Annotated in this window: 24 protein-coding genes and 1 pseudogene; 12 read left to right on the top strand and 13 right to left on the bottom strand. The window is 66.4% G+C overall.

The genetic code is table 11. The annotated features are described in order from the left end of the window. Position 1: 1 nt before the first annotated feature. The 5 genes from OG326_RS26030 to OG326_RS26010 all read right to left on the bottom strand — a co-directional run bounded on the left by OG326_RS26030 (position 2) and on the right by OG326_RS26010 (position 4,615). A complete protein-coding gene (locus tag OG326_RS26030) occupies positions 2-1,000 on the bottom strand; it encodes a phosphotransferase family protein (protein WP_442791052.1) in 999 nt (332 codons plus the stop codon). Further along, entirely contained in the window at positions 1,000-1,296 is a 297-nt protein-coding gene (locus OG326_RS26025; protein WP_327139738.1) for a hypothetical protein, read from the bottom strand. The genes OG326_RS26030 and OG326_RS26025 overlap by 1 nt, the downstream gene beginning before the upstream one ends. 174 nt (positions 1,297-1,470) lie before the next feature. After that, on the bottom strand, positions 1,471-2,028 hold the full coding sequence (locus OG326_RS26020) for a hypothetical protein (RefSeq protein WP_327139737.1): 558 nt from the start codon (positions 2,026-2,028) through the stop codon (positions 1,471-1,473). Then, positions 2,025-2,924 (bottom strand): hypothetical protein, encoded by a 900-nt coding sequence (locus OG326_RS26015; protein WP_327139736.1) that lies wholly within the window; start codon positions 2,922-2,924, stop codon positions 2,025-2,027. Before OG326_RS26015 ends, OG326_RS26020 begins: the two co-directional genes overlap by 4 nt. A 248-nt stretch (positions 2,925-3,172) precedes the next feature. Continuing rightward, the gene (locus OG326_RS26010) at positions 3,173-4,615 is read right to left on the bottom strand and encodes a hypothetical protein (RefSeq protein WP_327139735.1); all 1,443 of its coding nucleotides are present in this window, start codon (positions 4,613-4,615) and stop codon (positions 3,173-3,175) included. A gap of 154 nt (positions 4,616-4,769) precedes the next feature. Between OG326_RS26010 and OG326_RS26005 the strand changes: the two genes are divergently transcribed. The 4 genes from OG326_RS26005 to OG326_RS25990 are packed head-to-tail and all read left to right on the top strand — an operon-like array spanning position 4,770 to position 7,701. After that, complete coding sequence (locus OG326_RS26005) at positions 4,770-5,663, top strand: helix-turn-helix domain-containing protein (RefSeq protein WP_327139734.1); 894 nt, start codon at positions 4,770-4,772, stop codon at positions 5,661-5,663. Between the two features lie 32 nt (positions 5,664-5,695). Then, positions 5,696-6,520, top strand: coding sequence for an SAM-dependent methyltransferase (locus OG326_RS26000; RefSeq protein WP_327139733.1), 825 nt, complete (start codon positions 5,696-5,698; stop codon positions 6,518-6,520). Positions 6,521-6,580: 60 nt separating this feature from the next. Continuing rightward, on the top strand, positions 6,581-6,991 hold the full coding sequence (locus OG326_RS25995; RefSeq protein ID WP_327139732.1) for a hypothetical protein: 411 nt from the start codon (positions 6,581-6,583) through the stop codon (positions 6,989-6,991). 59 nt (positions 6,992-7,050) lie between these two features. After that, positions 7,051-7,701: a TetR/AcrR family transcriptional regulator gene (locus OG326_RS25990; RefSeq protein WP_327139731.1), complete on the top strand. Its 651-nt coding sequence runs from the start codon at positions 7,051-7,053 to the stop codon at positions 7,699-7,701. Here the strand turns inward: OG326_RS25990 and OG326_RS25985 are convergent. Further along, entirely contained in the window at positions 7,680-9,167 is a 1,488-nt protein-coding gene (locus OG326_RS25985) for an MDR family MFS transporter (RefSeq protein ID WP_327139730.1), read from the bottom strand. The genes OG326_RS25990 and OG326_RS25985 overlap by 22 nt on opposite strands. Positions 9,168-9,412: 245 nt before the next feature. On the opposite strand from OG326_RS25985, the pseudogene OG326_RS25980 reads away from it, so the two are divergent. Beyond that, positions 9,413-10,463, top strand: a pseudogene (locus tag OG326_RS25980) (alpha/beta hydrolase). Between the two features lie 13 nt (positions 10,464-10,476). Here OG326_RS25980 and OG326_RS25975 read toward each other — a convergent pair. Together OG326_RS25975 and OG326_RS25970 are read right to left on the bottom strand one after the other, a co-directional pair. Continuing rightward, entirely contained in the window at positions 10,477-10,746 is a 270-nt protein-coding gene (locus tag OG326_RS25975) for a DUF2277 domain-containing protein (RefSeq protein ID WP_327139728.1), read from the bottom strand. Positions 10,747-10,861: 115 nt separating this feature from the next. Continuing rightward, positions 10,862-11,311 carry a TIGR03618 family F420-dependent PPOX class oxidoreductase gene (locus OG326_RS25970; RefSeq protein WP_327139727.1) on the bottom strand — a complete coding sequence of 150 codons (450 nt, stop codon included), beginning with the start codon at positions 11,309-11,311 and terminating at the stop codon, positions 10,862-10,864. 277 nt (positions 11,312-11,588) lie between these two features. Here OG326_RS25970 and OG326_RS25965 point away from each other — a divergent pair, with 277 nt between their 5' ends. Beyond that, positions 11,589-13,031, top strand: a complete 1,443-nt coding sequence (locus OG326_RS25965; RefSeq protein WP_327139726.1) for an aminotransferase class V-fold PLP-dependent enzyme — start codon at positions 11,589-11,591, stop codon at positions 13,029-13,031. Positions 13,032-13,991: 960 nt separating this feature from the next. Here the strand turns inward: OG326_RS25965 and OG326_RS25960 are convergent. The 4 genes from OG326_RS25960 to OG326_RS25945 all read right to left on the bottom strand — a co-directional run bounded on the left by OG326_RS25960 (position 13,992) and on the right by OG326_RS25945 (position 17,773). Continuing rightward, positions 13,992-14,513, bottom strand: a complete 522-nt coding sequence (locus OG326_RS25960) for a hypothetical protein (RefSeq protein ID WP_327139725.1) — start codon at positions 14,511-14,513, stop codon at positions 13,992-13,994. A gap of 165 nt (positions 14,514-14,678) precedes the next feature. Beyond that, positions 14,679-15,896, bottom strand: coding sequence for a cytochrome P450 family protein (locus tag OG326_RS25955; RefSeq protein WP_327139724.1), 1,218 nt, complete (start codon positions 15,894-15,896; stop codon positions 14,679-14,681). A gap of 212 nt (positions 15,897-16,108) precedes the next feature. Continuing rightward, complete coding sequence (locus OG326_RS25950; RefSeq protein ID WP_327139723.1) at positions 16,109-16,621, bottom strand: hypothetical protein; 513 nt, start codon at positions 16,619-16,621, stop codon at positions 16,109-16,111. A gap of 183 nt (positions 16,622-16,804) precedes the next feature. Next, positions 16,805-17,773 (bottom strand): LysR family transcriptional regulator, encoded by a 969-nt coding sequence (locus tag OG326_RS25945; RefSeq protein WP_327139722.1) that lies wholly within the window; start codon positions 17,771-17,773, stop codon positions 16,805-16,807. Positions 17,774-17,897: 124 nt separating this feature from the next. Here OG326_RS25945 and OG326_RS25940 point away from each other — a divergent pair, with 124 nt between their 5' ends. From OG326_RS25940 to OG326_RS25925, 4 genes are all read left to right on the top strand, one after another. Continuing rightward, positions 17,898-18,632: an SDR family oxidoreductase gene (locus OG326_RS25940; protein WP_327139721.1), complete on the top strand. Its 735-nt coding sequence runs from the start codon at positions 17,898-17,900 to the stop codon at positions 18,630-18,632. Positions 18,633-18,720: 88 nt separating this feature from the next. Further along, on the top strand, positions 18,721-19,278 hold the full coding sequence (locus tag OG326_RS25935; RefSeq protein WP_327139720.1) for an NADPH-dependent F420 reductase: 558 nt from the start codon (positions 18,721-18,723) through the stop codon (positions 19,276-19,278). A gap of 107 nt (positions 19,279-19,385) precedes the next feature. Beyond that, the gene (locus tag OG326_RS25930) at positions 19,386-20,084 is read left to right on the top strand and encodes an alpha/beta fold hydrolase (RefSeq protein ID WP_327139719.1); all 699 of its coding nucleotides are present in this window, start codon (positions 19,386-19,388) and stop codon (positions 20,082-20,084) included. 52 nt (positions 20,085-20,136) lie between these two features. After that, positions 20,137-22,857 (top strand): helix-turn-helix transcriptional regulator, encoded by a 2,721-nt coding sequence (locus OG326_RS25925; RefSeq protein WP_327139718.1) that lies wholly within the window; start codon positions 20,137-20,139, stop codon positions 22,855-22,857. Between the two features lie 65 nt (positions 22,858-22,922). Here OG326_RS25925 and OG326_RS25920 read toward each other — a convergent pair whose 3' ends face one another. Further along, positions 22,923-23,468, bottom strand: a complete 546-nt coding sequence (locus OG326_RS25920; RefSeq protein WP_327139717.1) for a MarR family winged helix-turn-helix transcriptional regulator — start codon at positions 23,466-23,468, stop codon at positions 22,923-22,925. A gap of 164 nt (positions 23,469-23,632) precedes the next feature. Between OG326_RS25920 and OG326_RS25915 the strand changes: the two genes are divergently transcribed. Together OG326_RS25915 and OG326_RS25910 are read left to right on the top strand one after the other, a co-directional pair. After that, positions 23,633-24,061, top strand: coding sequence for a nitroreductase family deazaflavin-dependent oxidoreductase (locus OG326_RS25915; protein ID WP_327139716.1), 429 nt, complete (start codon positions 23,633-23,635; stop codon positions 24,059-24,061). A gap of 45 nt (positions 24,062-24,106) precedes the next feature. Next, positions 24,107-25,030 carry an NADP-dependent oxidoreductase gene (locus OG326_RS25910; RefSeq protein ID WP_327139715.1) on the top strand — a complete coding sequence of 308 codons (924 nt, stop codon included), beginning with the start codon at positions 24,107-24,109 and terminating at the stop codon, positions 25,028-25,030.

Raw genomic sequence — 25,030 nt, 5'->3', positions numbered from 1 at the left:
CCTAAGCTTTCGTGTCGGGCCGGATCAGCATGAGCAGATCCCACTCGATCTCCGATACGCGGCGGCCGCTGGCGGCCATCACAATGTCGCGGACGGTTCCGTCCAGATGTGCGGCGGCCTGCGACGCCAGCCCGACGCCCCAGGCCAGCGTGCCCATGACCTTCCACCAGCGGAACCGGTCCACGTCGAAGTTGCCGCCCGCGGACTCGTAGCCGCGCACGAAACTCGCGCGGTCGGCAAAACCGCCGAACTCCCGCGCGTCCTCGCGGAAACGCCACATCCGCAGCGCGGACCAGGCCACATCGCGCATCGGGTCGCCGAAGCGCTGTGCCCCTTCCCAATCCAGTACGGCCCGCAGACCGTCCTCGCCGACAATGATGTTGCCGTTGCGCAGATCGGTGTGCAGCAGCGCGATCCGCGGCGGCGGGGCCGGTTGCCTGCGTTCGAGCCAGCGCAGCGCCAGCGCGAAGACCGGCCGTTCGCCCAGTAGCGTGCGCACACCCTGCTCCGCCGTGCGCAGGGTGTCGGCGGCCGGATCGGGACCGGCGGCGGGCAGGGACTGCGGCGCCTCGCCGGGGTCGATGGCGTGCAGCCTGCCCATCGCCTCGCCCCACTGACGGGCCACCGTTTCGGCATGGCCGGTAGCCGCGATAAGGCGTAATACTTTGCGCGGGACGGTTTCTCCGGTCACGTGGTCGGAGATGATGAACGGCTCCGCTGTGCGGTGGTCGCCGCACACCGCCACCAGTTCGGGCACCGGAACACCCTGTGTGCGAGCCAGTTCGCGCACGGCCGCTTCGGTCTCGACCGAAATGATCTGCACCGCAGGCGGAACGAGCGTGGCGACGAGTCTGCGCGCGCCCGCACCCTCGATATTCGCGGTGAAGGCGATATTGCGCCGGCGCGCACCGGCGGACAGAACCTCCACCTCGGTGACCCGCACCTTTGCACTGAAAGTATCCGTCAGGAATGCTGCCAGGCCCGCGGCGGGATCGGTGATCACTCACCCTCCCAGCTGTCGTACCCCGGCTTGGCGATTGCCAGATCGGCGCGCACCACCTCGGTCAGCGCCTGCCACAGTGCCTGCTCGTCGCCGTCGGGAACCGCTGCCAGCAACTCGATTTCGCGGTGGTCCGCGTCTGGCCCGAGTGCGACCTCGCGACTGAGAACCCTGGCCAGATTCGCCCCGACCCGCGCACGATGGTGCAGCGCGGGCGGCAATGCCGGCAGCAGCGTGCCCTCCAGCAGTTCGGCCAGTGACTCCAGGAGCTCGGCTGCCGACGGTCGATTCTGCACGGGCGACTCCCTCGTTGGACACCGTGCTCAGCATTACACCAAGGCCACGCTCCACGCACCGCTTGATTGCTATGAGGCGTGAAATGTCATGTCACCCAGGGACGTCCGCGTGTACTAGTTTCCGCCCAGCAGCCCAGCAGCCCAGCAGCCCAGCAGCCCAGCGCCCGGCCGCGTTCACTCCTGCGCAGATCGCGCCTTCGCGGAATCCTGCGCACCCAAAGGGAGTTGGACGCGCAGTGTTCGAATGTCGCCGACGAGATCGGCGTAGCCTTCCTGAACCTGAGCGAACCGTATCGCGGCATGATGCTGGTGCGCCGCGCTGCCACTGTGGCGCAGCGTCCGCTGCATCTGCGCGTAGGTGGACGCGAAGTGGCTGATCACCTCGCCGAGGGAATGGGTGTGCCGGCGTCCGGCGGTCGGATGCGGTAGATGCAGGGCCGACCACTCGTCGATCAGGCCGATGACTTCGCTGATCTGCCCGCGCACCGTGCGGTCGTCGAAGTCGGCCGGACGGCGCGCGGGGGATACGGTCGCGGTGGTGAGGGTGGAGTGCAGGTCCGCCAGTTCGCGCGCCCAGCCGATCAGCGGGGAACCACCCTCCAGATTGCCGGCGACGGCGAGCAGCAGTTCGCGGGCGTCCAGAAGTCCCTCGGCCGGCCGGACACGGTCGCGGTCCCAGATATTGCGGGTCGGCGCCTGGAAGGTCTTGGCGGCCCGGGTCGTTCCGTTCATCCTCGGCCTCCCGACTCGGCGCCGGGGGAGTACGCCCCGTCGGGCAGCGTGCAGCGGGTGAACGTCCGCGACCCGTCGGTGAACCGCTGGGTGTTCTCGCACAGGGTGATCAGCGCCGCGGCTACCGCGTCCGCGCGGTGACGAGGTTCCTCGAGTTCGACGATCAGCCGCCCGGTCACCGCCGCGGTGAGCAGCCGGATGACGGCGCGTCCGGCGTCCGGCGGGAATTCGAGGACATCGGCCGCCGGTGTGGTGGCGGCATCGTCGATCAATGCCACATAGATCGCATCGACGTACTCGATGAGTTCCGGCCGACCGAGGCGACTGAGCTCGGCGGCCGCATCGAGTTGGGCCACAGCCGGAATCGAGCCGATGCGAGACTCCACCAGCACCTGATCATCCGCGCTGGGCGCATCGGTGGATTCAGCGGGCCGTGGCGGTTCGGCCTCGGCGGAGGTCCCGTGCGCGGAGGTCCCGTCGAGATAGTGCACCTCGACGGCGGCCCGGGTGAGCTGAGCGACGGCCGCGCGTTCCGAGGGCCCCAGGTTGGTCAGATGCTCGCGCGAGGGCACGATCAGCTGCGCTCCCGCCGTGTCCTCGACCGATTCGAGGATGTACCACAGCACATCGGCGCGCCGCGGAGTGTCGAAGACCCGATCGAGGTCGATGCCCCACTGCTGAGCGGTCTGCCGCAGTCGCGGCAGGACGGTGGCGACACTGCTGTCCCGATCGATCTCGGCGACCATCTCGCGCAGCAGCAGTTCCGGCGCGATCGGTTCGAAAAGCACCTCCCCTTCGCCGAATTCGTAGCGAGCGGCGTACTCGCGAAACGCTTGCTGTACGACGCGGCGGACATTGATCGGCAGCAGCTCCGTACGGGCATATCCGAACCACATGAGTATGTTCCCGGGCTAGTTTCTGGGTGAGCGTCAACGCCTGCGGTCCGGATGCGCGGGTCTGCTTTCCGATAGTGATGCGGAGGGGTTGCGCGGGCCGATCGTGAGGTAGATTTCCGCATCACCTGTGGTCATGTATTGATTCAATCGTCGAACAGGTTCTGCGACAATGACATTCGACAGGGCAGTCCGGGTGGAACCGCCCATGAGGATGACATCGACGGTCCCGATCAGGACATTCGGAGTCCTCATGCGGTGGCGAGCTGACGCTCGATCGGCGAATGTGGTGTGCGCGTACCGGTATCGAGCGCCTGGCGTACGGCGTGGCATACGTCCTTGACGTCGGACCGTGGTGAGGAGAGGGTGGCCGCCTGCGCCATCCGCCCGAGCCGGCCGGCGACTCTTCCGCTGTCGACCTGGCTGGTCAATGCCAGCGAGGCATTGGCGAAGGACACGGCATCACCGATCTGACCGAGGCGGAAGGCTCCGGTGGCAATGGTGATGTTGTCGAAAAGGATGCTGCGCGCGGGGCGTCCGGGCGCGGAGGCGGCCAGCGATGCCTGCGCGCCCTCGACGGCCGCGAGGGTATAGCGTTCGACGGCCGGTCCGCTCGCGGTCAGCGCGTACTCGCTGTGGATCACCGACTGCATACCGGTGAATTCACCGGGGGTGAAGAACACTCGGGTCCACGGGTCGATGAGGTCACCCACGCGGGCGATCTCGTCCTCGGCGCGGCCGAGCGCGAACCGCATTCGGTTGGCATCGCCCATCATGGCGTGTGCCCACGCCTCATTGGCGTACAGCCGCGCCGATTCCCCACTGCTGGCGGCATCTTGGGCGGGCATCTGCCCGAGCTGGAACATGCGCAGGGCGGTGCGCGGATCATGTTCGATCAGGTTGATGCGCCCCAGGACGTAGAGGGTGGATGCGACGAGGCTGTCCGCACCGGCCCGGCGTGCGAAAAACAGTGCCAGCGTGGCGTATTGGCGGGCGCGAAACTGATCGCCCACATCATGGAAGGCCCACCCGACCAGGCGTGCGAGATCGGCGGAGGCGATCAGCATCGACTGTTCGCGCGCTTCACCACGGCACCGCGCGAGCAGTGTGGTCGTCAATGTCAGTAGGTTGACGGCGGATTCGGCCACCGCGGAGCCGCCATGGCTCTGGTCGACCTCCCGCAGCCGGGCGGTGGCGGTGCGCACGAAGTCGAGATCGGACTGCCCGGTATTGCCCAGGGGCGCCTCGGTTTCCGCCTCGTCCAGCAGCGGGAGCCACGGCGAGAGGATATCGGGAGAGCCGACGACCGCCGTGGCGAGTGCTTCCAGCAGAGTCGTTTCCCGTTCGCGCTCATCGGGTTCCGGGCGCACGTCGGTGTGATGCGACGTCGGCGGTGGACTCGCGGGTGCGGGCGCACCGATGGTCGCGGGATCGGGTGCGCCGATGGCGGCCAGCAGTCCGCGATAGGTCTTGTTGGGCCGGTTGACCTCACCGAGCTCCCAGCGCGCGACATGCCGTTCCGAACACGCGACATTGATGCCCTGCCGCCGGCCCTGCTCATTGACCAGCTCGGCGAAATCGCTACGGCTGAGCCCCAATTGCGTGCGTCGGAAGGTACGCAGATATCGACCCCAGGAGCTCATGGTCACGGCCTGGGGGTCGCTCTGGTCGGGTTCGGCGTCTGTGACGTCCATGGTCCCGCCCTTCTTCGGCTCGCTGAAAGCGCAGGTGCGGTACGACGTTGGGCCACTAGCCTTTTCGCGCGATAATCGTGCCTGATAATCTAACCTGATAATCAGAATTATGGAATAGTGGCGTTCGAAGCGCAGCCCGATACGGTGGGGAGCCATGGCGAGAACCGCACGAAAAGTGCTCCTGGGACGGGAAATCGACGCGATGCTGCGCCGCGCGCGCACCACCCAGGCCGAGGCGGGCAAGCTGATCGGGGTCAGTCAGTCGCGCATCGCGGCGGCGGTCGCCGGCAATGGCAATCTCAGCGCCGACGACCTCGAGCAACTGGCGCGAAAACTCGGCGTCCTCGACGAGGCCTACATTCGCATCGTGCTGGATCTGCGCGGTGACAACCACCGACGCGGGTTCTGGACCTCGGGCTATCGTCGCGCCTACATCGAGGAGCTGCGGCTGCTGGTCGACCTCGAGGATGTGGCGGACCGGCTGCGGGAAACCGGGGCCGAGATCGTGCCCGGACTCCTGCAGCACCCCAACTACATTCGCGCACTGCACGAACCCCTGCAGCTCGACCCCGGCGATCCGGACGCGGTGACCGTCGAGGACTACGTGGAGGCGCGGATCGCCCGTCAGCAGATCCTGTTCAAGCGCAACGCACCCGAATCCCACACGATCCTGTCCGAATCCTGCCTGCGGCGGACCTACGGCGGTGATGCGGTGATGCTCGATCAACTCGTCCACCTCATCGAGCTGTCCCAGCGTCCGAACATCCAGATCCAGGTCATGCCGTTCACCCACCAGGCGCCGGGCGCGGGTATGGAAGACCGCTACATCCTGGTCCGGGTGCCGTCTCCGGGAGCCGCGGGCGACCTCGAGATGGCGGTGGTGGAGGCGCAGGGCGAGATTCGCTACATCGACGACAAGCCCGCGGTCGGCATTCGCGACAAGATCTTCAACCGCCTCGCCATGACCGCGCTCAGTCCCGCCGACTCCCGCCAGTTCATCGAACACCTCGCCCGCGGTCTGCGCAGTCGGCCGTCTGTGCATCGATAGCCCGCGAACCGCTCAACTGAATAGGAATCACTATGTCCAGCAATGACTTCGAGCCACGGCAACTCGACACGCACAAGCCGAGTTCGGCGCGCATCTACCATCACATGATCACCGGCGAAGTGATCTTCGAATCGGATCTGCCCTTCATCCATCGCCTCTACGCCGATATCCCGTTCTATCCGCTCTGGGCGCAGCACAATCGCCGGTTCCTGGGTCGTGCGGTGCGATATATGGCCGCCAATGGAATTCGCCAGTTCCTCGACATCGGGTCGGGCTTGCCGACCGGGGGCAATACGCACGAGGTCGCCCGGGAGCTGGTGCCGGACGCCCGCGTCGTCTACGTCGACAATGACGAAGAGGCCATCAACCGGGCCCGCGATCTGCTGCGGAACGAACAGGTGCTCGACACCACCGCGATGGTCGACGCCGATCTGCGGGATCCGGCGCGGATTCTCGAACACCCTGACACACAACGCCTTATCGACTTCTCCGAACCGGTCGGACTGCTGGTGGTCTCGGTCCTGCCCTGGGTGACCGACGCCGATGAGCCCGCGGCATTGATCCGGCAGCTGCGCGATGCGGTTGCGCCCGGCAGCTACATCGCGATGACACATGTGTCGCTCGAGGACGCGGGCCAGAAGATCAAAGAGCAGGTAGCCGCCGGCGCCGCGGTCTTCACCGATGCCAGCACACCCGTCACGCTGCGAAACCGGAACCAGTTCGCGACGTTCTTCGAGGGTTGGACGATGACCGAACCGGGCATCACCTACGCCACGGACTGGCACCCCGATCAGCCGGTCGATACCGACGACTACGCCCGCCCCTGCAACTTCGCCGCTGTGGGAAGCCTTCCCTAGCGCAGTCAGATGCGCCGTGCGGCCGCCGACGTCGCCGGCGCAGTTCGAAAGGATCCACCAATGCCGAGGACACCCACCGTCGGACAATTCCTCAAAGCGGCCGCGAGCTCACCCCAGCAGGCCTGCGTCATGGTCTACCGCGACGATCACCGAACCCTGGTGTGGGACGACAAACTCACCGATTCGTTCGACACTGCGGAATCGAGCGTCCCCGCCGAGGAATGCCTGACCTTCGATCACGACCAATTCGAAGTCATCCAGCAGGCATTGCGCACCGGCAGGCCACTCCGCCAGATTCTGCTCATCGTCCAGGGCGCCGACGGCCTCTACGAATTCAGCGCCTCACCCGAATGCGAGTCCTCCGTAGGCGCCGCCAAGCTGTATTTCGACCACCTCGAATACTCCGCATTCGTCCAAGCCGTCAAGCAGAACGAGTTCGAACGCTCAGCATTCCTCTTGCCTTCGAAATAAAATCTGAAAATACGAGGCAAGCAATCCGATGGCTTTGGGCGATCTGATAACATGTGCCCATGTCATCCGATGCGGCAAAGTCGCGCCGTTCGCCGCAATCCGAAGAGCGCGTCCGCGACGCAGAGCGGTCCGGCCGCGCTTTGGTTGATGCGGCACTGAGTGAATTCTCCGCCAAAGGTTATGCGGGCACGAGAATTCAGGATATTGCAAATCGTGCGGGCTTGAACAAACAGTTGATCAGTTATTATTTCGGAGGTAAAGAAGGGCTGTATCGAGAGATACAGGGCCGGTCGGCCGAGCGTGGGAAAATGGTTGCCGAGACCGATCAGACGCTCGAGGAAATTGCTCTGCAGTACCTCGACGCAGGACTGCGGGATCCTCGTTATATCCGCTTGGCGCTGTGGCGCGGCTTGACCGATCCGGCGGAATTCGAGAATGCCGACGTGGACGCGCTGGAAGATCAGATGCTGGATCAGGACGTGACGAATATCGAACGCGCGCAGGCGCGGGGCGAGATCGCGGCGGATCTGGACCCCGGCTTCGTACGTCTCATTCTGATGAGCATTGTCATGGCTCCCGGCGTACTGCCCCGCAGTGCGCACCATCTACTCGGACACGATCCCGGTAGTGCTGAATTCCGGGCGAAGTACGGTGAGCAGGTGCAGCGGTTGATCGCGCACCTGCAGGATCACAAACCTGATGCGTCTTGATTGTGCGCGGCGCGATGTTCGATACGCGCCATGAAGACTGCGGGCGCCGTGGCGAGGACAGTAGCCGCGAGCACCCATATGAATGCAGTCCCGAAGGCCGACGCCTGCTGGGATGCATCCTTGCCCGCGTTGTCCAAATGCTGTTGCAGCACAACGACGAACAGTGCGGTGCCCACCGAGCCGCCGACACGCTGGAGCATAGTGAGGAGGGGCGTCGCGTCGGTGACCTCGTCGGGGCCCACGGCTCGCAAGGCGGCGGTCATGGCCGGCATCCCCGCCATGCCGAGGCCGAATCCGCGCACCACCAAGGCGATACTCAATAACCAGTAGGAACTTTCGGGCCCTATTGTCATGAAGGGGATGGTCGCGGCAATGCAGATGATCCCGCCGACGACAGCCGTCACGCTGCCGATCTTCTCGAACAGCCTGCCCGACAAGAACATTGCCACCGCCGCGCCGAGCCCCTGCGGTGCCAGCAGCATGCCCGTCGTCACCGCGTCATCGTGCCGGATCACCTGGTAGTACAGCGGCATCAGGATCATTCCGCCGAAGGTTGCTGCGCCCATGGCGAATACGGCGACCGAAGCGGACGCGAAGACGCCGTTCCGGTAGAGGCGCAGGTTCAGTAGCGGGTTGCGTGCCCGTAAAGCCCAGGCCGCAAATATCGCGATGAGTGCAAGGCCGCCGGCCGCTGGGACGACGCCGTGCCAGAGTCGGGCGGAGCCGCGCGCGCTCGCCTGTGCCAGACCGTATGTCAGTGCGGTCGCCCCGCCGGAGAGCAGCAGCAGACCTGTCAGGTCCAGTCGTCCACCGGCCTGCGGAGTGTCCGGCGGCAGCACGCGCACAGCGAGCACGATTCCGATGATCCCGATGGGCACATTGATCCAGAAGATCCATGCCCAGCCCGCGTGTGCCAGCAGCAGTCCGCCGATGGTGGGCCCGAGGACCGGGGTGAGGACCATGGGGATGCCGATGGCGCTCATGGCCCGCGCCAGTCCGCGCGGGCCCGCGGCTGCGACCAGGATGGCCTGGCCGACCGGCATCATCAGCCCCCCGCCGATTCCCTGGAGAGCGCGGAAGGCGATGAGTGTGCCGACATTGTGTGCCAGACCGCAGAGCAGTGAGCTGAACACGAACACGGCCAGCGCGATCGTGTACGTCCTGGCCGCGCCGAAGCGCCGAATCAGCCAGGCGGACATGGGAATCACCGCTGCCAGCGCGAGGAGGTAGCCCGTGACCACCCACTGGACGGTTCCCAGGGAGACGTCGAAGTCTGCGGACAGATCGTGCAGCGCGACATTGACGACAGTGGCGTCGAGGAAGGTGAGGATCGCCCCGAGCAGCACGACAACGATGACCCGTCTGGCTTCGGCGGTGAGTGCTGGAGGTGGTTCGGGCAGGGTGGGTGTCCCGGGGCCGGGTTCCTGAGCCGAGGAGTCGGTTGTCGGTTCGTCGCGCACGCTCATACGACGATAGTCAACCCATAGGTTGTGTGTGTCAACCAGCTGGATGATTAATTCGGCTGCGATCGGCTGGATCGCTGTGCGGCCGTGCTCGGGACCGACGGCACTCCATGCGTCTCGCAGCGCCGGCCAGTCCAGTTCGATTGGTGTCGTGCCACGGCCGGGATCGATTAGCGGAGTAAATTGCGGCTGTGCGATGCCTCGAGAGCGGCGCAGGACAAACTAGACCGGTGCGTTCTCGCTCGTTTATGCGCGGGGCGGCAATTGTGATTGCTGCGGGCGTCCTCGCCGCCACCGTGCTCTCGGCGCCATTCCTGCCCTCGGCTGCGGCCGATCAGAAGGTGACTGAACCCGGTGCAAAAGGCAATTCGGCGGTTGCGCCGGATGGTTCACGAATAGTGAATACCCACGTCGATGGTGGTAGGCATGTGGTTCTCACTGTTTTCTCTGCTGCGATGAATGCTGAATTCAAGGTGGAGGTGCAGCGGCCGGCGGATGTGTCGGTGCCGCGGCCGGTGTTGTATCTGCTCAGCGGGGGGAGTGGGGGGGAAGGGGTCGGCGTCGTGGGATCACGAGACTCATGCTGGAGATTTTCTGGCGGGTAAAGACGTCAATGTGGTGCAGCCGGTTGGTGGTGCGGCGTCCTATTATGCGGATTGGCGGGCGCCGGATCCGTTGCTGGGTGTTGTGAAATGGAAGACGTATCTGACCGAGGAATTGCCGCCGCTGATCGACGCGGCCCTCGGCGCGAACGGTGTCAATGCGATTGCGGGAGTTTCGATGTCGGGGACCTCGGTGCTGCAATTGCCGATCGCGAAGCCGGGCCTGTATCGGGCGGTGGCGGCGTACAGCGGATGTGCGCAGATCGCGGATCCGGTCGGGCAGGCCTTCGTGCGTCTCACGGTGGCCTACAGCGGCGGGGATGCGGAGAACATGTACGGACCGCCCGATGATCCGCAGTGGGCCGCCAATGATCCGTATATGAATGCGGCGGGACTGCGTGGCCTCGGCCTCTATTTGTCGAGCGGCAACGGGCTGCCGGGCCCGTACGACACGACGGCTGACCGGCACCTCGTCGACGCCGGGGTGGGCGCGCTGGCGAACCAGATCCTCGTGGGCGGCGCGATCGAGGCCGCGGTCGACCACTGCACGCGAGCCATGGCAGATCGATTGGCGGAGTTGAACATTCCGGCCACGGTCGAACTGCGCCCGTACGGCACCCACTCCTGGGGGTACTGGGACGACGAACTGGCCGCCTCCTGGCCTGTGCTCGCGCACGGCCTAGGGCTGCCCGCGTAACCGCGGGTGGGTGTCAGCGGGTGTAGCGGATCAGGGCGCGAGCCTTGGCCTTGGCGGCCTCGGTCTCGCGGTCCCTGGGCGGGGCGTTGGTGGTGAGTCCCGCGAGGAGTCTGCCGGTCGCGGCGGCGATCTCTTCGATCGCCAGGTCGAAGGCGGCCTGGTTGGCCTGGGAGGGTTTGGTACTTCCGCTGATCTTGCGGACGTACTGCAGGGCTGCCGCGTGCACCTCGTCCTCGGTGGCGGGCGGCTCGAAATTGTGCAGGGTCTGAATGTTGCGGCACATGCCTGCGAGCCTACGCCCGGGGTCCGACGGGACGGACGGATCGGGTCCTGGCCGGGGATTGAACGCACTGGTCAGGACGTTTCACGGCCGAGCGGACGGTACCCGACGGCGAGGGCTAGGGGGACGGTAGTACGCCGGGCCGGAAGGGCTCGACGCCGATCGTGTGGTGGACCCGGTCCGGCTCGATCAGGACCGCCAACCTCTGTTCGCCGGGGACCAGCCACGGGAACTTCTCGACCGACAGATACTTCTGCGCAAGCCGATCCATGACGGCTATCGCTTCGGCGCCCTCGAGATAGCCGACGGCGCGGCCGCGAATCTCCATACGGTCGTACGGGTTGTCGGTATCGAAACACGCCAGGGACAGGCGGGCGTCGCGACTCAGGTTCTCCTGCTTCACCCGGCCCACCGAAGTATTGACCACGACGTACTCGGCGCCGTCGACAATCTCGAGGCCCACCCACATCGGGGTCAGCTGTGGGCTGCCGTCCGGGTTCACCGTGCCCATCGTCCAGAACCGCGGCTCGGCCAGCCAGCGGCGAGTCTCCGTGTCCAGCAACGTCATCGCGGACCACCTCCACCAGTTCGTACAGATCGGACGATCCATCGTGACCGAAAACTCCGCCGCGGGTGCGTGTTTCGAGCGGGTAGCTTCGCCACCCACCCCGACCGGAGTGGTGCTCGGTGACCCACGGCACGGGTGGATAAGATCGTGTCCGCCGCTCGACTGCTCCGCATCTCGTGTTCGTTCGCATTTTCGGTAGGCCAGTACCGCATCCGCGCACTACGACAAGAAGGAGTAGGGGAGCGGGCCGTTCCGGGCGCCGCGAACCTGATTGCCGATGGCTGAAATACCTGTGCCCCAGCATATGACCGCCGAAGAGTTCCGCCGCCAGGGCAGGGCGGCGGTGGATTGGATCGCGGACTACTGGGAGCGGGTGGAATCGCTGCCGGTGCTGTCCCGGGCGGAGCCGGGGCAGGTGCGCGGGCAATTGCCGGCCGCACCGCCGGAGGTGGGCGAGTCCTTCGATGCCGTGCTGGCGGATCTCGACGCGATTGTTGTTCCCGGGCTGACGCATTGGCAGCACCCGGGATTCTTCGCGTACTTTCCGACCAGTACGTCCGGTCCGGCGGTGCTCGCGGAGCTGCTGGCGGCGGGGCTGGGCGTGCAGGGGATGCTGTGGCAGACCAGTCCGGCGTGCACCGAAGTGGAACAGCACGTCCTTGATTGGCTGGCCGGGATGCTGGCGCTGCCGGAGAAATTCACCTTCGCGGGTACCGGGGGCGGGGTGATCCAGGACTCGGCATCGAGCGCGATTCTGGTGGTGCTGGTCGCCGCACTGCACCGGGCCTCGGGCGGGCAGGTGGGCCGCGAGGGTGTCGAGCGCGGTCGCTACGCGGTGTACACCTCGACACAGGCGAACTCCTCGCTGGAGAAGGGTGTGCGCATCAGCGGTCTCGGCGCGTCGTCCGTGCGGTTCATCGATACGCGCCCGGATCTGTCGATGGATCCCGACGCGCTCCGGTCGGCGATGAAAGAGGATGTGGCGCAGGGCATTATCCCGGTCATGGTGATGGCCACGGTGGGTACCACCTCGACCGGTGCGGTCGATCCGGTCGAGCCGATCGGGCGGACCTGCCGTGAATACGGGGCATGGCTGCATGTGGACGCGGCGTACGTCGGGGTGGCCGCGGTATGCCCGGAGTTTCGATGGATTCATCACGGGGTGGACGCCTATGCCGACTCCTACGCGACGAATCCGCACAAGTGGATGCTCACCGCATTCGATTGCGACGCTTGCTATGTCGCGGATCGGGAGTCGCTGGTGGGTGCGCTGTCGGTGCTGCCGGAGTATCTGCGCAATTCCGCGACGGATTCGGGTGCGGTGATCGATTACCGGGACTGGCAGGTGCCCCTGGGGCGCCGGTTCCGGGCGCTCAAACTCTGGGCGGTCATCCGGTGTTACGGGGTGGAGGGCTTGCGGACGCATTTCCGGCACAGTGTCGCGCTGGCACAGCAATTCGCGGCATGGGTGGGTGCGGACGAGCGCTTCGAACTGATGGCCCCGCATCCGCTGTCACTGGTCTGCTTCCGGCTTCGCGGGCCCGATGAACCCAATCAGCGGCTGCTCGACGCGCTCAATGCCTCCGGCCGGGTGTATCTGTCCCACACCGTAGTTCGCGGCGCGTTCACCCTTCGCCTGGCGATCGGCGGCACCGCCACCAGGTATGAGCATGTCGCCGCCGCCTGGGACGACATCAGCCGGATCGCCGCCGGGGAGTGAATGCGCACCCGGGTCGATCAGCCCTATTCGCCGCTGTGCGAGCTCGTGCAGTACGAGCACGGCGGAGGACGGGCGCGGGCTCGTCACCGTACGGAGGCTGGGCGCGGCATCACCGACGAAGCGTTCGCACACCCCTTCGTGCGCACCGTATACGGCGGTGAGCGCGGCCCGCAGGCGTTCGGCCCCGGGGGATACCGCCGGACTGTCCAGGCCGCGACGGCACTGCCGGAGCGTGGCGACGAGCATGCGATGGTCCACCGACAGCAGCCCGCTGAAGCCCGCCGACACCTCCGGCGGCGCCATCAGCGGTCGTATCCGCTCGCGGTATTCCGTGGCGCTGAAGTTCGAGGTGATGCGCAATGCCGCTGCGCTGGAACGGAATAGCGCCGCGGCGGTATCGAGGCCCGAGGTGGCGGCGGCGGGCAGACCCAGCCTGCTATGCATGCACGCGTGGCGCAGGGCCACGGTCGCCATCTGCGTCAGTACGGCGAAGAGGCGGTGGCCCTCGATCCACCAGTCGAGCGGTGCCCATGCGGGGTGGCCCGCGCCGGACGTTCGTGTCAGCGACCGCAAGACTTCCGCGGGCAATGCGGCAGACAACCCGGCGAGCAGGTCCGGTTCCGGCCGCGGCGGGATCTGCGCCGCCAGCCGGGCGGTGATCTCCCGCAGGCTGTGGGTGAGGGCCGTTCGCCACAGCACGGCGGGATCCTCTGCGGCGCGCAGGATTCCGAAGAAGCTGTCGTGCTCGGCCTCTCCCGCGGTCAGAACGGGGAGTTCGATATTCGACCGCGATGAACTGCCGGGAGACCACAACGCCGTCATCGTCTCCGGCAGCATCGCCGGGTGCGCGAGCAGCATCGGCTCGCGGCTCGGCTTTTCCGAACGGCCACCCATCACGAGTGCACCTGATTCGCGAACAATTCGGGAACATGGTCGGGCACCGGATTGCGGGCAGGCTGATCAGATGATGGTCAGCGTTCCGGAGAGTGTGGCCTTTGTCAGACCCGGGCAGGATTGTCCGGGGGTGACGGTGTCGTCGTCAGTAGCGGGATGACCGGCGAAATTTCCCGTGAGAATGGTGATCGGGAAGGCGCCGTGCCCGCCGCCGGCGGTTTTGCTCTGCACGTTCACCCCGGCGGAGATAGTGCCGGTGGAACCATCCGACCAGGTGATCTCGCCGGTGCCGGTGTGCACCGACACATCGCCATTGCACGAGACGAGTTCGGTTCCCTTCTCGGTCAGGCGAACCGGAGTCGGACGCCCCTGATCGACGGCCGGTCCCGTGCAATTGGTGAAGTCGATCCCGGCGTTCCACGCGATGGTCGAGAACTCGTTGCCGATTCCCGGAGCGGCCCAGGACACCGTGCCCGACTCCTGGCAAGTCATCGTGGCCGTGGGGGCGGTGAGGGGCAGTGCCGCACCGTGTGTGATCAGTGGGGGTGTGGCGAGCAGAATGCCGAAAACGGCGACGGTACCGGCCAAGCGGTGACTCGAAGACAAAGCATGTCCTTTCCTCGGAATACCTTCGGTGGGCTTTGCTTTGGTGCGCGAGAGGCCAGGGAAATGACGTTAACGCGATATTCGGACGCCACTCGGCAGCGACTCGGGCCTTACCGAACCGGTTCGGTAACAGTGCGGTGATGGCACTCATGGTTCGAGCAGAATCGGCAATTCGCTCAGTTCGTTCTGCGTCACGGTCGGATTGTGCGGCAACTGCTCGGCGGGGATTGCGAGTGTCAGGTTCGGAAACCGCTCGTACAGCAGGGAAAGCGCGGTACTGCCCTCCAGCCGGGCCAAGGGCGCACCGACACAGAAATGCGGGCCGTGGCCGAAGGACATATGGCGGTTGGGGGAGCGGGTGATATCGAAATCCGCAGCGGTGCGGCCGTATCGGCGCTCGTCGCGGCCGATCGCACCGTAGGAGACGATGAGGGCCTCGCCCCTGCGGATCATCGCGTCGCCGACGGCTATGTCCGCGGTGGCGAATCGAATGAGGAAGTTCGAGTTCGGCGCGGAGTAGCGCAGCGTCTCCTCGACCACGGCGTCCCAGCCCACGACGCCGCCGCGGACGAGTGCGAGTTGGCCGGGGTGGGCGCAGAGGTTGGCTACCGCGTTGACGATCAGGGAGACCGTGGTCAGGTAGCCCGACCCGATCACTAGTTGCAGGGTGCTGACGATCTCCTCGTCGGTGAAGGTGTCACCGCCGCTGTCGGTAACGAGCAGGCTGGTGAGATCGTCCCTGGGGGATGCGCGACGCGTAGCGGCCAAGGTTCGCATCATCGCTGTCAGCGCGGCCTGATTCGAGATCACCTCGTCGGGCGGGGTCTGGGTCGAGAGGAATTTGTCGAACAGGACCGCGAGGCCGGGCTGGTCCGCCGGGTCGACGCCCGTCAGTTCGCTGATGACCCGCATCGACAACCGGCAGGCGAACGCTGCCCGCAGATCGACCGGATTGCCGTCGGCCGGCAGTGCGTCCAGCAGTTCCCTCGTCAGTTCGCCGATGCGCTCGCGCATGCTGTTCATCTGCCGGGTCGAGAACGCCTGTGCGACAGGGCTTCTCAGTCTCTGATGCGGTACGCCGTCCACGGTGAACATGGAACGGCCGTGTTCCACCACACCGATCAAGGGCCACTCGGGCGGGATCTGCCCGCGCTGGTGAAGGGTCCAGGCGCTGACGTCCTTGACCAGTCGCGTATCGGTGAGCAACCTGCGGGCTTCGGCATCGTGAGTGACCGCCCACGCCGGTATTCCGCCGGGCAGTGCCACCGCGACGAGCGGACCCGCGGCCCGCAGCCGGGCGTTTTCGGCCTCGAGGTCTCCGACAAGCGGATCCAGGCGGAGGCGATCTGCGCGCGCACGGCTCAAGGAACTCGTTACTCCTTCGGGTTTGCCGGAGCAGTAAACGAAAGTAACACCGGATGTGCACCCGACCGCAGCAGCCGGGCCGCATGACCGCCCGCGCGCACGCCGGTATTTCTCACCCGCGTTTCAGCGGGTGTGACGTACTGGCATGCGCGCGAAGCGGATCAGCGTGTAATTCCATACCGCGCCGGAACGACGCGGACCGGTTGCGTGCTTTAGGGCAGCTGGCCGTTGGCGTAAAGGTAGCCGACGACTCCGCCGATAAGGCAGCCGGGAATCGCGGGCAGGATGAGGAAAATTCCGCCGATGATCGCGCCGAGCGCGCAGCCCACCGCGATATCGATGATTTGCTGGTCGTTGAGCGCGAAATCGATATTCTGCGCCGTAGTGGAGTTCGACGGCTGCACGGGCGCCGTATCGGGGCGGACCACCGTCATGCTGGTGCCTGCGGCATTGATCTGCGGCTGCAACCGGATCTTTTGTCCCGCGGCGGTATAGACCAGCGGAATCTCACCGATCACCGCACCGTCGGTTCCCGTCACGGCAAGTGTGTCGCCATCGGCGGTGGGCTGGAACTTCCCATTGACCAGATCCGTGCTGACCGACGAACCATCCGCCTTCCAGGAGGTGGTGTAGGTGACGCCGGAAACGGAGCTGGTCACCTGATCCGCGGTCGGAACCTGCCCGGAGGCAGTGCTCGCGGTCGCACCCAGGACTGCGGTGGTCAACACTGCAGTCGCAGCGAACTTCGTGATTCTCATTTAATCCTGTTCCGTCCTAGCACAAGGTTCACGCTGAGCCGCAGCGGTATGGAACGACCGCGGGGAACCCTGTTCGAGATAACTTGTCCGAACCGTGATTACACTACATTCGAGTGCGGAAACGGGTTTGGCGCAAAGGAGCCAACGCGGCTATCCCGAGAGCGAGGGCAGGCCGGAATCGGTGAGGCTCAGTGCGTCCGGCCTACTCTCGGCCACATGCACTGCCGCCAGTACGAACGCCGCCACTGCGGCGGAGCGTGATCCCTCGGGCCATGCCACCGCGACGATACTGGGGCTCAGATCGGTCACCGGGACGCCGACGATATCGGCGCGAGCATGCCGGGCGGCGCTCGAGGCCGGCAGGAATGCCACCGCCTGTCCCAGTGCCACCACTTCCAGCAGCTGCGCGAGGTCATTGACGACCGGACCTTCGGACCCGGGTGCGGCTGCCGCCGCATCGGTCCATGTCGCCGCGACCGATGCCGCATCGGTTCCGTGCCAGTACTGCGCCGTCGCCGCGTCCGCTCCGGGCCAGTGCGGTAGTGGCTCTCCGGCCAGGTCCGCGCGCCGCAGCCGGCTGCGCGCGGCCAGCCGATGCTGCGCGGGCAGTACCACGACTCGTGGTTCGCACAGCAGCTCCTCGATCTCCAGACCTGTGTGCTCGAAAGGGCTGCGCAGCACTGCGATATCGGCCGCGCCCGACCGCACCAGGGCGGCCGGACCACCCCATGTCGCGACGGTGACCGTCACCGCGGGCAGTTCGGGGCGCTGGTAGCGGTCGACAATGTCCCGCAGCAGCGCGCCGTCACCGCCGGACTTCAATGCCACCCTCAACCGCGGCACGTTCTCGCCGGCTCGCCGTGTCCGCGCGAGGGCGGCGGTCATGGCCGACAGCACGAATTCGCTTTGCAGCAGCAGGGTTTCACCGGCCGGTGTCAGTGTCACCTGCCTGGTGGTGCGCGCGAGCAGCGTGACTCCCAGACGTGTTTCCAGCTGGGCGATGGCCTTCGACAACGGCGATTGGGCCATCCCCAGGCGCTGTGCGGCGCGGGAGAAGTTCAGCTCCTGGGCGACGGCGACGAAATAGCGCAACTCCCGCAGCTCCACGTCGTCATTCATCCCGGCCCTTTCCGCATTCAGATCTGTGACATCTGAGTCTAGATCCGACAGGTCTTTCCGCTATGCCATCGGTGAGCGCGAAACTGTTCTCACACAACAGAATCACCACCGAATGGATGAGACAATGAGCACCAAGATCGCTCTCGTTACCGGGGCCAACAAGGGTCTGGGCCGCGAAACCGCACGCCGATTGGCCGCCACCGGGATGACCGTTCTGATCGGCGCCCGCGACCGCACCCGCGGCGCGGCGGCCGCCGCTGAGCTGGCCGTCGACGGCATGGACGTGCGGTTCGTTCCGCTGGATGTCACCGACGCCGATTCGGTGAAGGCTGCGGCCGCGTATATCCAGGAGACCTTCGGCAAACTCGATGTGCTGGTCAACAATGCGGGCATCAGTGTGGAGAACCGGACGCCGGTGACCGAGGTGACCGCCGATCTCATGCGGCGCACCTTCGAGACCAATGTATTCGGCGTCGTCACCGTCACCAACACCATGCTGCCGCTGCTTCGCGAGTCCGAAAGCGCCGGCGTCGTGAATGTTTCGAGCATGCTCGGCTCACTGGCGCTGTCGGCCGATCCGGAAGGTCCCTTCGCACAATGGCCCGGCGCGTTCCTGCTGGCCTACAACTCCTCCAAGACCGCCCTCAACGCATTGACCGTGATGTGGGCCAATGTCCTTCGCGCGGAAGGGATCAAGGTGAACTCCGCCGACCCCGGATACGTGGCGACCGACCTGAACCACCACTCCGGCAGCGCTACGGTCGAGCAGGGTGCGGAAGCGATCGTCGCGCTGGCCACCCTCGGCGTCGACGGCCCCACCGGCACCTTCCAGGGCAACGAATCACAGCGCCCCTGGTGACCATCCGGGCAACCTTTGCGTCCACAGCAGGGCTCGACGGCGCTCGGAAAGACAGTGCGGTGCGGGGGGAGTCGGGTAGAAGGGATGCATGCGGATTACTGTGATTGGTCGTGGTCATGTCGGCGGTGGGCTGGCGAGGCGGTGGAAGGCAGCCGGTCACGAGGTGACGGCGGTCGGGCGGGACGGTGGTGACGCGACCGGGGCGGACGTCGTGGTAATCGCGATTCCGGGAGATTCGATCGCGGCGGGGTTGGCCGCGATATCCGGTCTCGGCGGGCAGGTGACCATCGATGCCAGTAATAAATTCGGCGCCCGGCCGCCGGGCTACGACTCGGTTGCCGAGCAGGTCAAGGCGATTGTCGGCGGCCCGACAGCCAAGGCGTTCAACACCAATTTCGCGTCGATCTACGATGTTGTCGATGCTGAGCCGGTGCCGCCGGGGACGCTGTTCGCCGCCGATGCCGATGCGCGTGAGGTGACCGAGCGCCTGATCCGTGATGCCGGGTTCGACCCGATCCACCTCGGTGATCTGACGAAGGCGCCGCTGCTGGAGAGTCTCATCGAATTGACCTCCACCCTCGATCGGGGAGAGCTCGGTCCGTTCTTCTACCGATTCAACCGTCCGGGCGAACTCGCCGCGGGGTGAGACCTGAATGTGCCTGTGCGGGTACGTCGGATGACGGAAGCGATCGTGCACTGTTGCGCACCAGACTTTCTCGTGAGGGCCGCACGAGCCTTCGAATCGAGGGAATCATGAGTTCGGGAACAACAGTCGATGTGGTGCTTGTGCACGGCGGGTTCGTTGACGGATCCGGCTGGCAAGGGGTGTACGACATCCTTCGCAGGGACGGGTTTCGGGTCAGCGTGGTGCAGAATCCGACCCTGACGCTCGACGATGACGCGGCGGTGACCCGGCGAGCCATCGATGCGCTGGGCGGTCCGGTGTTGCTGGTCGGGCACTCCTACGGCGGCGCGGTCATCACCGAGGCCGGTACCCACGAGGCCGTGGCCGGACTCGTCTACATCACCGCTTTCGCGCCCGACACCGGCGAATCGGTGCTGTCGCTCACCTCCGACCCCGCGCCCGGCGCGCCGGTGCCGCCGATCCTGCCCCCGCGGGACGGGTTCCTCTTCCTGGACCGGGCGAAGTTCCACGATTCGTTCGCCGGTGATCTGTCGGAGGAAGAGGCCGCATTCATGGGCGACTCGCAGGTGCCGTGGGGCGTCGGCGCGGCCGGCGGTGAGGTCGGCACACCGGCGTGGCGGTCCAAGCCGAGCTGGTACCTGATCGCGACCGCCGATCACATGATTCCGCCGCCGGTCCAGCGGGCGATGGCCGAGCGTGCCGAGGCGAAGATCACCGAGGTGGCGGGCAGTCACGCGGTCTACGTCTCGCAGCCCGAGGCGGTGGCCGCGCTGATCGAGGAAGCCGCCGGATCGGTCGCAGCATAATCACCCGCCGGACGGCGCCGCACCGTCGCAGACTCCGATAGCATCGGTGATCGTGGCATCGGTGCATCTGATCGGCCGAGACCGTGAGCTCGCCGAGTTGAATTCGTTCACAACGGAATTCGCTGTCGGCGGCGGTGCGGTGCTGATCGCCGGGGATGCCGGTGCCGGGAAGACCGTCCTGCTCACCGCGGCCGTGGACGCGGCGGCCGGTTTCCGGGTACTGCGTTCCGCGGGTGTGGAATTCGAGGCCGAGGTCGGTTACGCCGGACTGCACCAGTTGCTCTACCCGCTTCTGGACGACGTGGACCGGCTCAGCGGTCCCCACCGCCGGGCGCTGGAGTCCGGTCTGGGACTGCGGGACGGCTCGGCGCCCGATCGGCTGACCCTGTCCAATGCGGTACGGGCGCTGCTGATCCGGGCCGCGGCCGATCGGCCGGTGCTGTTGGTCGTCGACGATCTGCACTGGATGGATCGGGCCAGCGCGCAGGTGCTGGGCATGGTCGCGCGGCGCCTGCACGGCATCCGCGTGGGCTTCATCGCGGCGGTGCGTACCGGCGAAGACAATTACTTCGAATCCGAAGGGCTCGACGAGATCGAACTCGGCCCTCTCGACGAGGGCGCGGCCACCGCGCTGCTGATCGAACACTTCCCGCAGCTGTCCACGCGTAGTCGGCGACGCTATCTCGCGGAGGCGCAGGGCAATCCGCTCGCCCTGGTGGAATTGCCGGGCGCGCAGAGTGCGCACCGTGCGCCGGGGGTGACCCGAGTCGGGCGGCGGCTGCACACACTGTTCGCCCGCCGCATCGAGAGCCTTCCCGCCGAGTCACGCCTGCAGTTGCTCCTGGCAGCACTGGCCGGCGACGAACCCGGCGCGCGAGCGGGCGTTCACGCCGGTGCGGACGGGACGAAGGACCTCGAGGCGGCCGAGCAGCTGGGCCTGGTGCGCATCGATGCCGGTGACCCCCGGCCCCGGTTCCGGCATCCGCTGGTCCGCGCCGCGGTCGTCGCGCTGGCCACGCACGAACAGCGCCGCCGAGCGCATCAGGAACTGGCCGAACGGTTTTCGGCGGATCCGGACCGCAGAGCCTGGCACCTGTCCCACGCCGCCGATCGGCCCGACGAGCACGTGGCGGAACTGCTCGAGAACGCCGCCACCCGGACACAGCGCCGCGGCGACCCGGTGGGTGCGATCGGATTGCTCTTGCGCGCAGCCGAACTCAGCCCTGGACCCGAGGACCACAACCGCAGGGTGATGGTCGCCGCATATCTGGGTGCGGACATCACCGGCGATCTGACCGAGGCCCACCGATTGATCTCCGACGCGGAACAGGGGCCGGGCGGCTCACCGGCGGGCGCGCTCGCCGCCGCAGCGTTGATGACCAACCGCGGCGGTGACATCGACACCATCCACCGGTTGCTGGTCGGTGCGATCAAGGGAGTGCGCGATCCCTCCGACCCGCAGGATCGGACGCTGGTCGAAGCCCTGTATGTCCTGCAGGCCGCGTGCGCCTTCGGTTCCCGGACAGGGCTGGCCGAGGAATATTTCACCGCGCTCGAACGTCTCGATCCCGAACCGCCGGAATTCCTCGTGCTGCTGGGCGGCACCTTCGTGGAACCGGCTCGCCGCGCGGTGTCGACGGTGGCGCGGCTGGAGGCGGCGATCGCGAGCATCCGCGAGCAGACCGATCACGCCTATGTCGTGCGGATCGGAATCGCGGCGGTCTATGTCGATCGAGTCGCGGGATGCCGTGCGGCACTGGAACATATCGTCGCCCACGGCCGCGCCGGTGGTGCGATCACCTCCGCCATCGAAGCGTTCGTCGTGCTCGGTTACGACTGCCTGATGACCGGCGAGTGGGATCTCGTTCAGCGGATGACCACCGAGGGACTCGAACTCGCTGTGCAGCACGGGTATACGATCCTCGGCGGCCTCCTGCATTTCCAGCAGGCCTACGTCGCGGCCGCGCGCGGAGACTACGACACCGCGAAAACCCTGTCCGACAACCTCATTCGATGGGCCGCGCCGAACCGCATCGGGATGCTGACCGACTACGCCGCGCACGCGAAAGCACTCGCCGAGCTGGGGCGCGGTGACTACGAGGCCGCCTACCAGCACGCCCTGACCGTCTGCCAGCCCGGTACGGTTCCCGCGCACGCGCCGCATGCGCTCTGGGTCATCCTGGAGCTGGTCGAGGCGGCGGTCCGCGCGGGCCGCGGTGAGGACGCGCTCGGGCACGTGACCGCGATCCTCGATGCCGAGGTCGCGGCGATCTCGCCGCGACTCGCACTGGTGACCGCCGGCGCGCAGGCGATGGTCGCCACGCCCGAGCACTATCGCGACCTGTTCGATAGGGCGCTCGCAATATCCGATGCCGATCGATGGCCCTTCCAGCAGGCGCGAATTCAACTCGCCTACGGTGAACGGCTGCGCCGGGCGAAAGCCACCACCGAAGCCCGCCGCCAACTCGCCGCCGCGCTCGACACCTTCGACCGCCTGCACGCCGTCCCGTGGTCGAACCGCGCCGGCACCGAATTGCGTGCCACCGGCCAGCCGGCCGCCTCGCCGCCCGCCACCACCGACGTCCTCACCCCTCAGCAACGAGAGATCGCCCTGCTGGCCGCCTCCGGTCTGACCAACAAGCAGATCGGCGAACGCCTGTACCTCTCCCCGCGCACCGTCGGCACGCACCTCTACCAAGTATTTCCCAAACTGGGGGTGACCTCGAGAGCAGCTCTGCGCGATGCACTCGATCCACGAGGCGCTCCCGAGTAGGAGAAGCTACGACGCGACGGGCGTTATTCGTTGCAGGCGAACACGTTTCGCCGATCACGTGGTGTTCAGGGCTCGACATCTACGGGAAGTTCGAGACCGGCCGCTGTTGTGCGAGCGCCGGCTGTTTTCGCCGGGTCGTCCAGTCCGCCCGGGTGGTGCTCAGCGGTGAAGTGGCGGTCGATCGTGTCGGCGATGTCGGCAAGTGCGTCGAGTTGATCCGGGGCGAGCACGTCGGCAAAGCAGTGGCGAATGCCTGCCACATAGGACGGCCAGGCGGCCTGGAACGCGGCGCAGCCTGCCTCGGTCAGCGTGACATCGTAGCCGCGAGCGTCGCCCTCGCTCGGTGCGCGCACTACTGTGCCGCGAGTTTCCATGCGGGAGACCTGGCGGGAGAGGCGGCTTCGATCCCATTGCAGCGCGGCGGCCATGTCGCGGGCGCGCATCCGGTGCTGCGGGCTGTTGGACAGTCTGAGCAGGATCACGAAATCCGCCTCGGTCAGCCCGAACTCGCGGGTCAGCATGCGCGCGAGCACAACATTGACCTCGATGCGCATGTGCTGGAACGAAACCCAGGCACGGGTCTCCCGCTCGTTCAGCGACTCCTGATCCATGGCATCGAGCCTACCGGCGACGGTCATTTTGTTGACATGTAACTCTCTTGCGGCTTACGGTTGATTTGTTTACATAGAAACAACTGGAGCCGGCGGCACAGCACCGGCAGTCGATCCGATCGGCATCCTCCGCCGCTGGGATCGGTGAACGACAGGGGTTCGACATGAGTGCAGCGCTCGACCGGAATGCCAAGACGATCGCGGAGTTTCGAGCGAACGAGGGCAGAGTCGGCGGGGTGTTCGCGGGTGCTCCGATCGTCCTGCTGCATCATCGCGGCCGTAAGAGCGGACGGCAGTACATCAGCCCGGTGATGTACCTCCCGCACGCCACCGATCCGGACATCGTGTACGTCTTCGCGACCAGGGGCGGAGCATGTGTCAACCCCGACTGGTACTACAACTTGACCGATGCCGGTGAGGGTGTTGTCGAGCGTGGGACCGAGACGTACCAGGTGACTGTTCGCGAACTACCCGGCGCTGAACGCGATCGGGTCTACGCCGAGCAAGCGCGGCGCTATGAAGGCTTCGCCGAGTACGAACGTCAAACCGCTGGAGTACGAACGATTCCCGTTCTCGAGCTCGGCAGGGCGTAGGCCACCGCGGGCACGCGATTCCATCCGGACGGAGATGCAGAGATCATGGCAAAGGCAGTCAGGTACAACGAGTTCGGCGGAATCGACGTGCTGCGAGTAGAGGAGGTCGAACGTCCGGTGCCTGGACCCGGGCAAGTCCTCGTTCAGGTCGAAGCGGCGGGCATCAACCCCAGTGAGGCGGCCATCCGCACCGGTGCGGTGGCGGACATATTCCCCTCGACCTTTCCGTCGGGGCAGGGTAGCGATCTCGCCGGGATCGTTGCGGAGGTCGGCGCGGGCGCCGGCGGATTCGCGCCCGGCGATGAGGTGATCGGGTTCTCGCAGCAGCGGTCTTCGCAGGCTGAGCTGGTTCTGGTCGAGGCCGGGAACCTCATACGAAAGCCGGAAAACATCTCCTGGGAGGTGGCCGGCGGACTCTATGTCGCCGGCGTGACCGCTTGGGGCGCAGTGCATTCCGTTCAGCTCGAGAAGGGCGAGACCGTCGTTGTCGCGGGAGCCGCCGGGGGCGTCGGCTCGCTCGCCGTCCAGCTCGCGCGCCGTGCCGGGGCCACGGTCATCGGCCTGGCGAGCGAGCGCAACCACGCGTGGCTGCGCCGCTACGGTGTGATTCCCATTGCTTACGGAGACGGTGTCGCAGACCGGATCAAGGACGCCGCACCCGAGGGAGTCGACGCGTTCATCGACACGCACGGCAATGGATACGTCGAACTGGCCCTCGCCCTCGGCGTCGCGCCCGGACGCATCGACACCATCGCCGATTTCGCGGCGGCCGCGAAATACGGGGTGAAAACCGACGGAGGGGCAGAGGCCGGGCCGGGCGCCGAGGTGCTCGCCGAGCTGGCCGGCCTGATCGCGGACGGACACCTCGAAGTCGAGATCGCGAATATCTACCCGCTGTCGCGAGTCCGCGAGGCCTACACCGAACTCGAATACCGCCACACCCGCGGCAAGATCGTCCTGAAACCATGA

Origin of the sequence: Nocardia sp. NBC_01327 (genome assembly GCF_035958815.1) — a bacterium.
Classification (GTDB): Bacteria; Actinomycetota; Actinomycetes; order Mycobacteriales; family Mycobacteriaceae; genus Nocardia.
Note: the sequence above shows the minus strand (reverse complement) of the source record. Positions and strands in the feature narration are given on the sequence as shown.

Bases quoted from the DNA above. Each gene is read 5' to 3' on its own strand.
- OG326_RS25970 (WP_327139727.1), bottom strand. From the start codon at position 11,311: ATGACGTTGCTGGACACGGAGACTCGCCGCTGGCTGGCCGAGCCGCGG.
- OG326_RS25915 (WP_327139716.1), top strand. From the start codon at position 23,633: ATGAGTGCAGCGCTCGACCGGAATGCCAAGACGATCGCGGAGTTTCGA.
- OG326_RS25985 (WP_327139730.1), bottom strand. From the start codon at position 9,167: ATGAGCGTGCGCGACGAACCGACAACCGACTCCTCGGCTCAGGAACCC.
- OG326_RS25965 (WP_327139726.1), top strand. From the start codon at position 11,589: ATGGCTGAAATACCTGTGCCCCAGCATATGACCGCCGAAGAGTTCCGC.
- OG326_RS25975 (WP_327139728.1), bottom strand. From the start codon at position 10,746: ATGTGCCGCAACATTCAGACCCTGCACAATTTCGAGCCGCCCGCCACC.
- OG326_RS26010 (WP_327139735.1), bottom strand. From the start codon at position 4,615: ATGGACGTCACAGACGCCGAACCCGACCAGAGCGACCCCCAGGCCGTG.
- OG326_RS26000 (WP_327139733.1), top strand. From the start codon at position 5,696: ATGTCCAGCAATGACTTCGAGCCACGGCAACTCGACACGCACAAGCCG.
- OG326_RS25930 (WP_327139719.1), top strand. From the start codon at position 19,386: ATGAGTTCGGGAACAACAGTCGATGTGGTGCTTGTGCACGGCGGGTTC.
- OG326_RS25995 (WP_327139732.1), top strand. From the start codon at position 6,581: ATGCCGAGGACACCCACCGTCGGACAATTCCTCAAAGCGGCCGCGAGC.
- OG326_RS25940 (WP_327139721.1), top strand. From the start codon at position 17,898: ATGAGCACCAAGATCGCTCTCGTTACCGGGGCCAACAAGGGTCTGGGC.
- OG326_RS26015 (WP_327139736.1), bottom strand. From the start codon at position 2,924: ATGTGGTTCGGATATGCCCGTACGGAGCTGCTGCCGATCAATGTCCGC.
- OG326_RS25945 (WP_327139722.1), bottom strand. From the start codon at position 17,773: ATGAATGACGACGTGGAGCTGCGGGAGTTGCGCTATTTCGTCGCCGTC.
- OG326_RS26020 (WP_327139737.1), bottom strand. From the start codon at position 2,028: ATGAACGGAACGACCCGGGCCGCCAAGACCTTCCAGGCGCCGACCCGC.
- OG326_RS25910 (WP_327139715.1), top strand. From the start codon at position 24,107: ATGGCAAAGGCAGTCAGGTACAACGAGTTCGGCGGAATCGACGTGCTG.
- OG326_RS25990 (WP_327139731.1), top strand. From the start codon at position 7,051: ATGTCATCCGATGCGGCAAAGTCGCGCCGTTCGCCGCAATCCGAAGAG.
- OG326_RS26005 (WP_327139734.1), top strand. From the start codon at position 4,770: ATGGCGAGAACCGCACGAAAAGTGCTCCTGGGACGGGAAATCGACGCG.
- OG326_RS25935 (WP_327139720.1), top strand. From the start codon at position 18,721: ATGCGGATTACTGTGATTGGTCGTGGTCATGTCGGCGGTGGGCTGGCG.
- OG326_RS25920 (WP_327139717.1), bottom strand. From the start codon at position 23,468: ATGGATCAGGAGTCGCTGAACGAGCGGGAGACCCGTGCCTGGGTTTCG.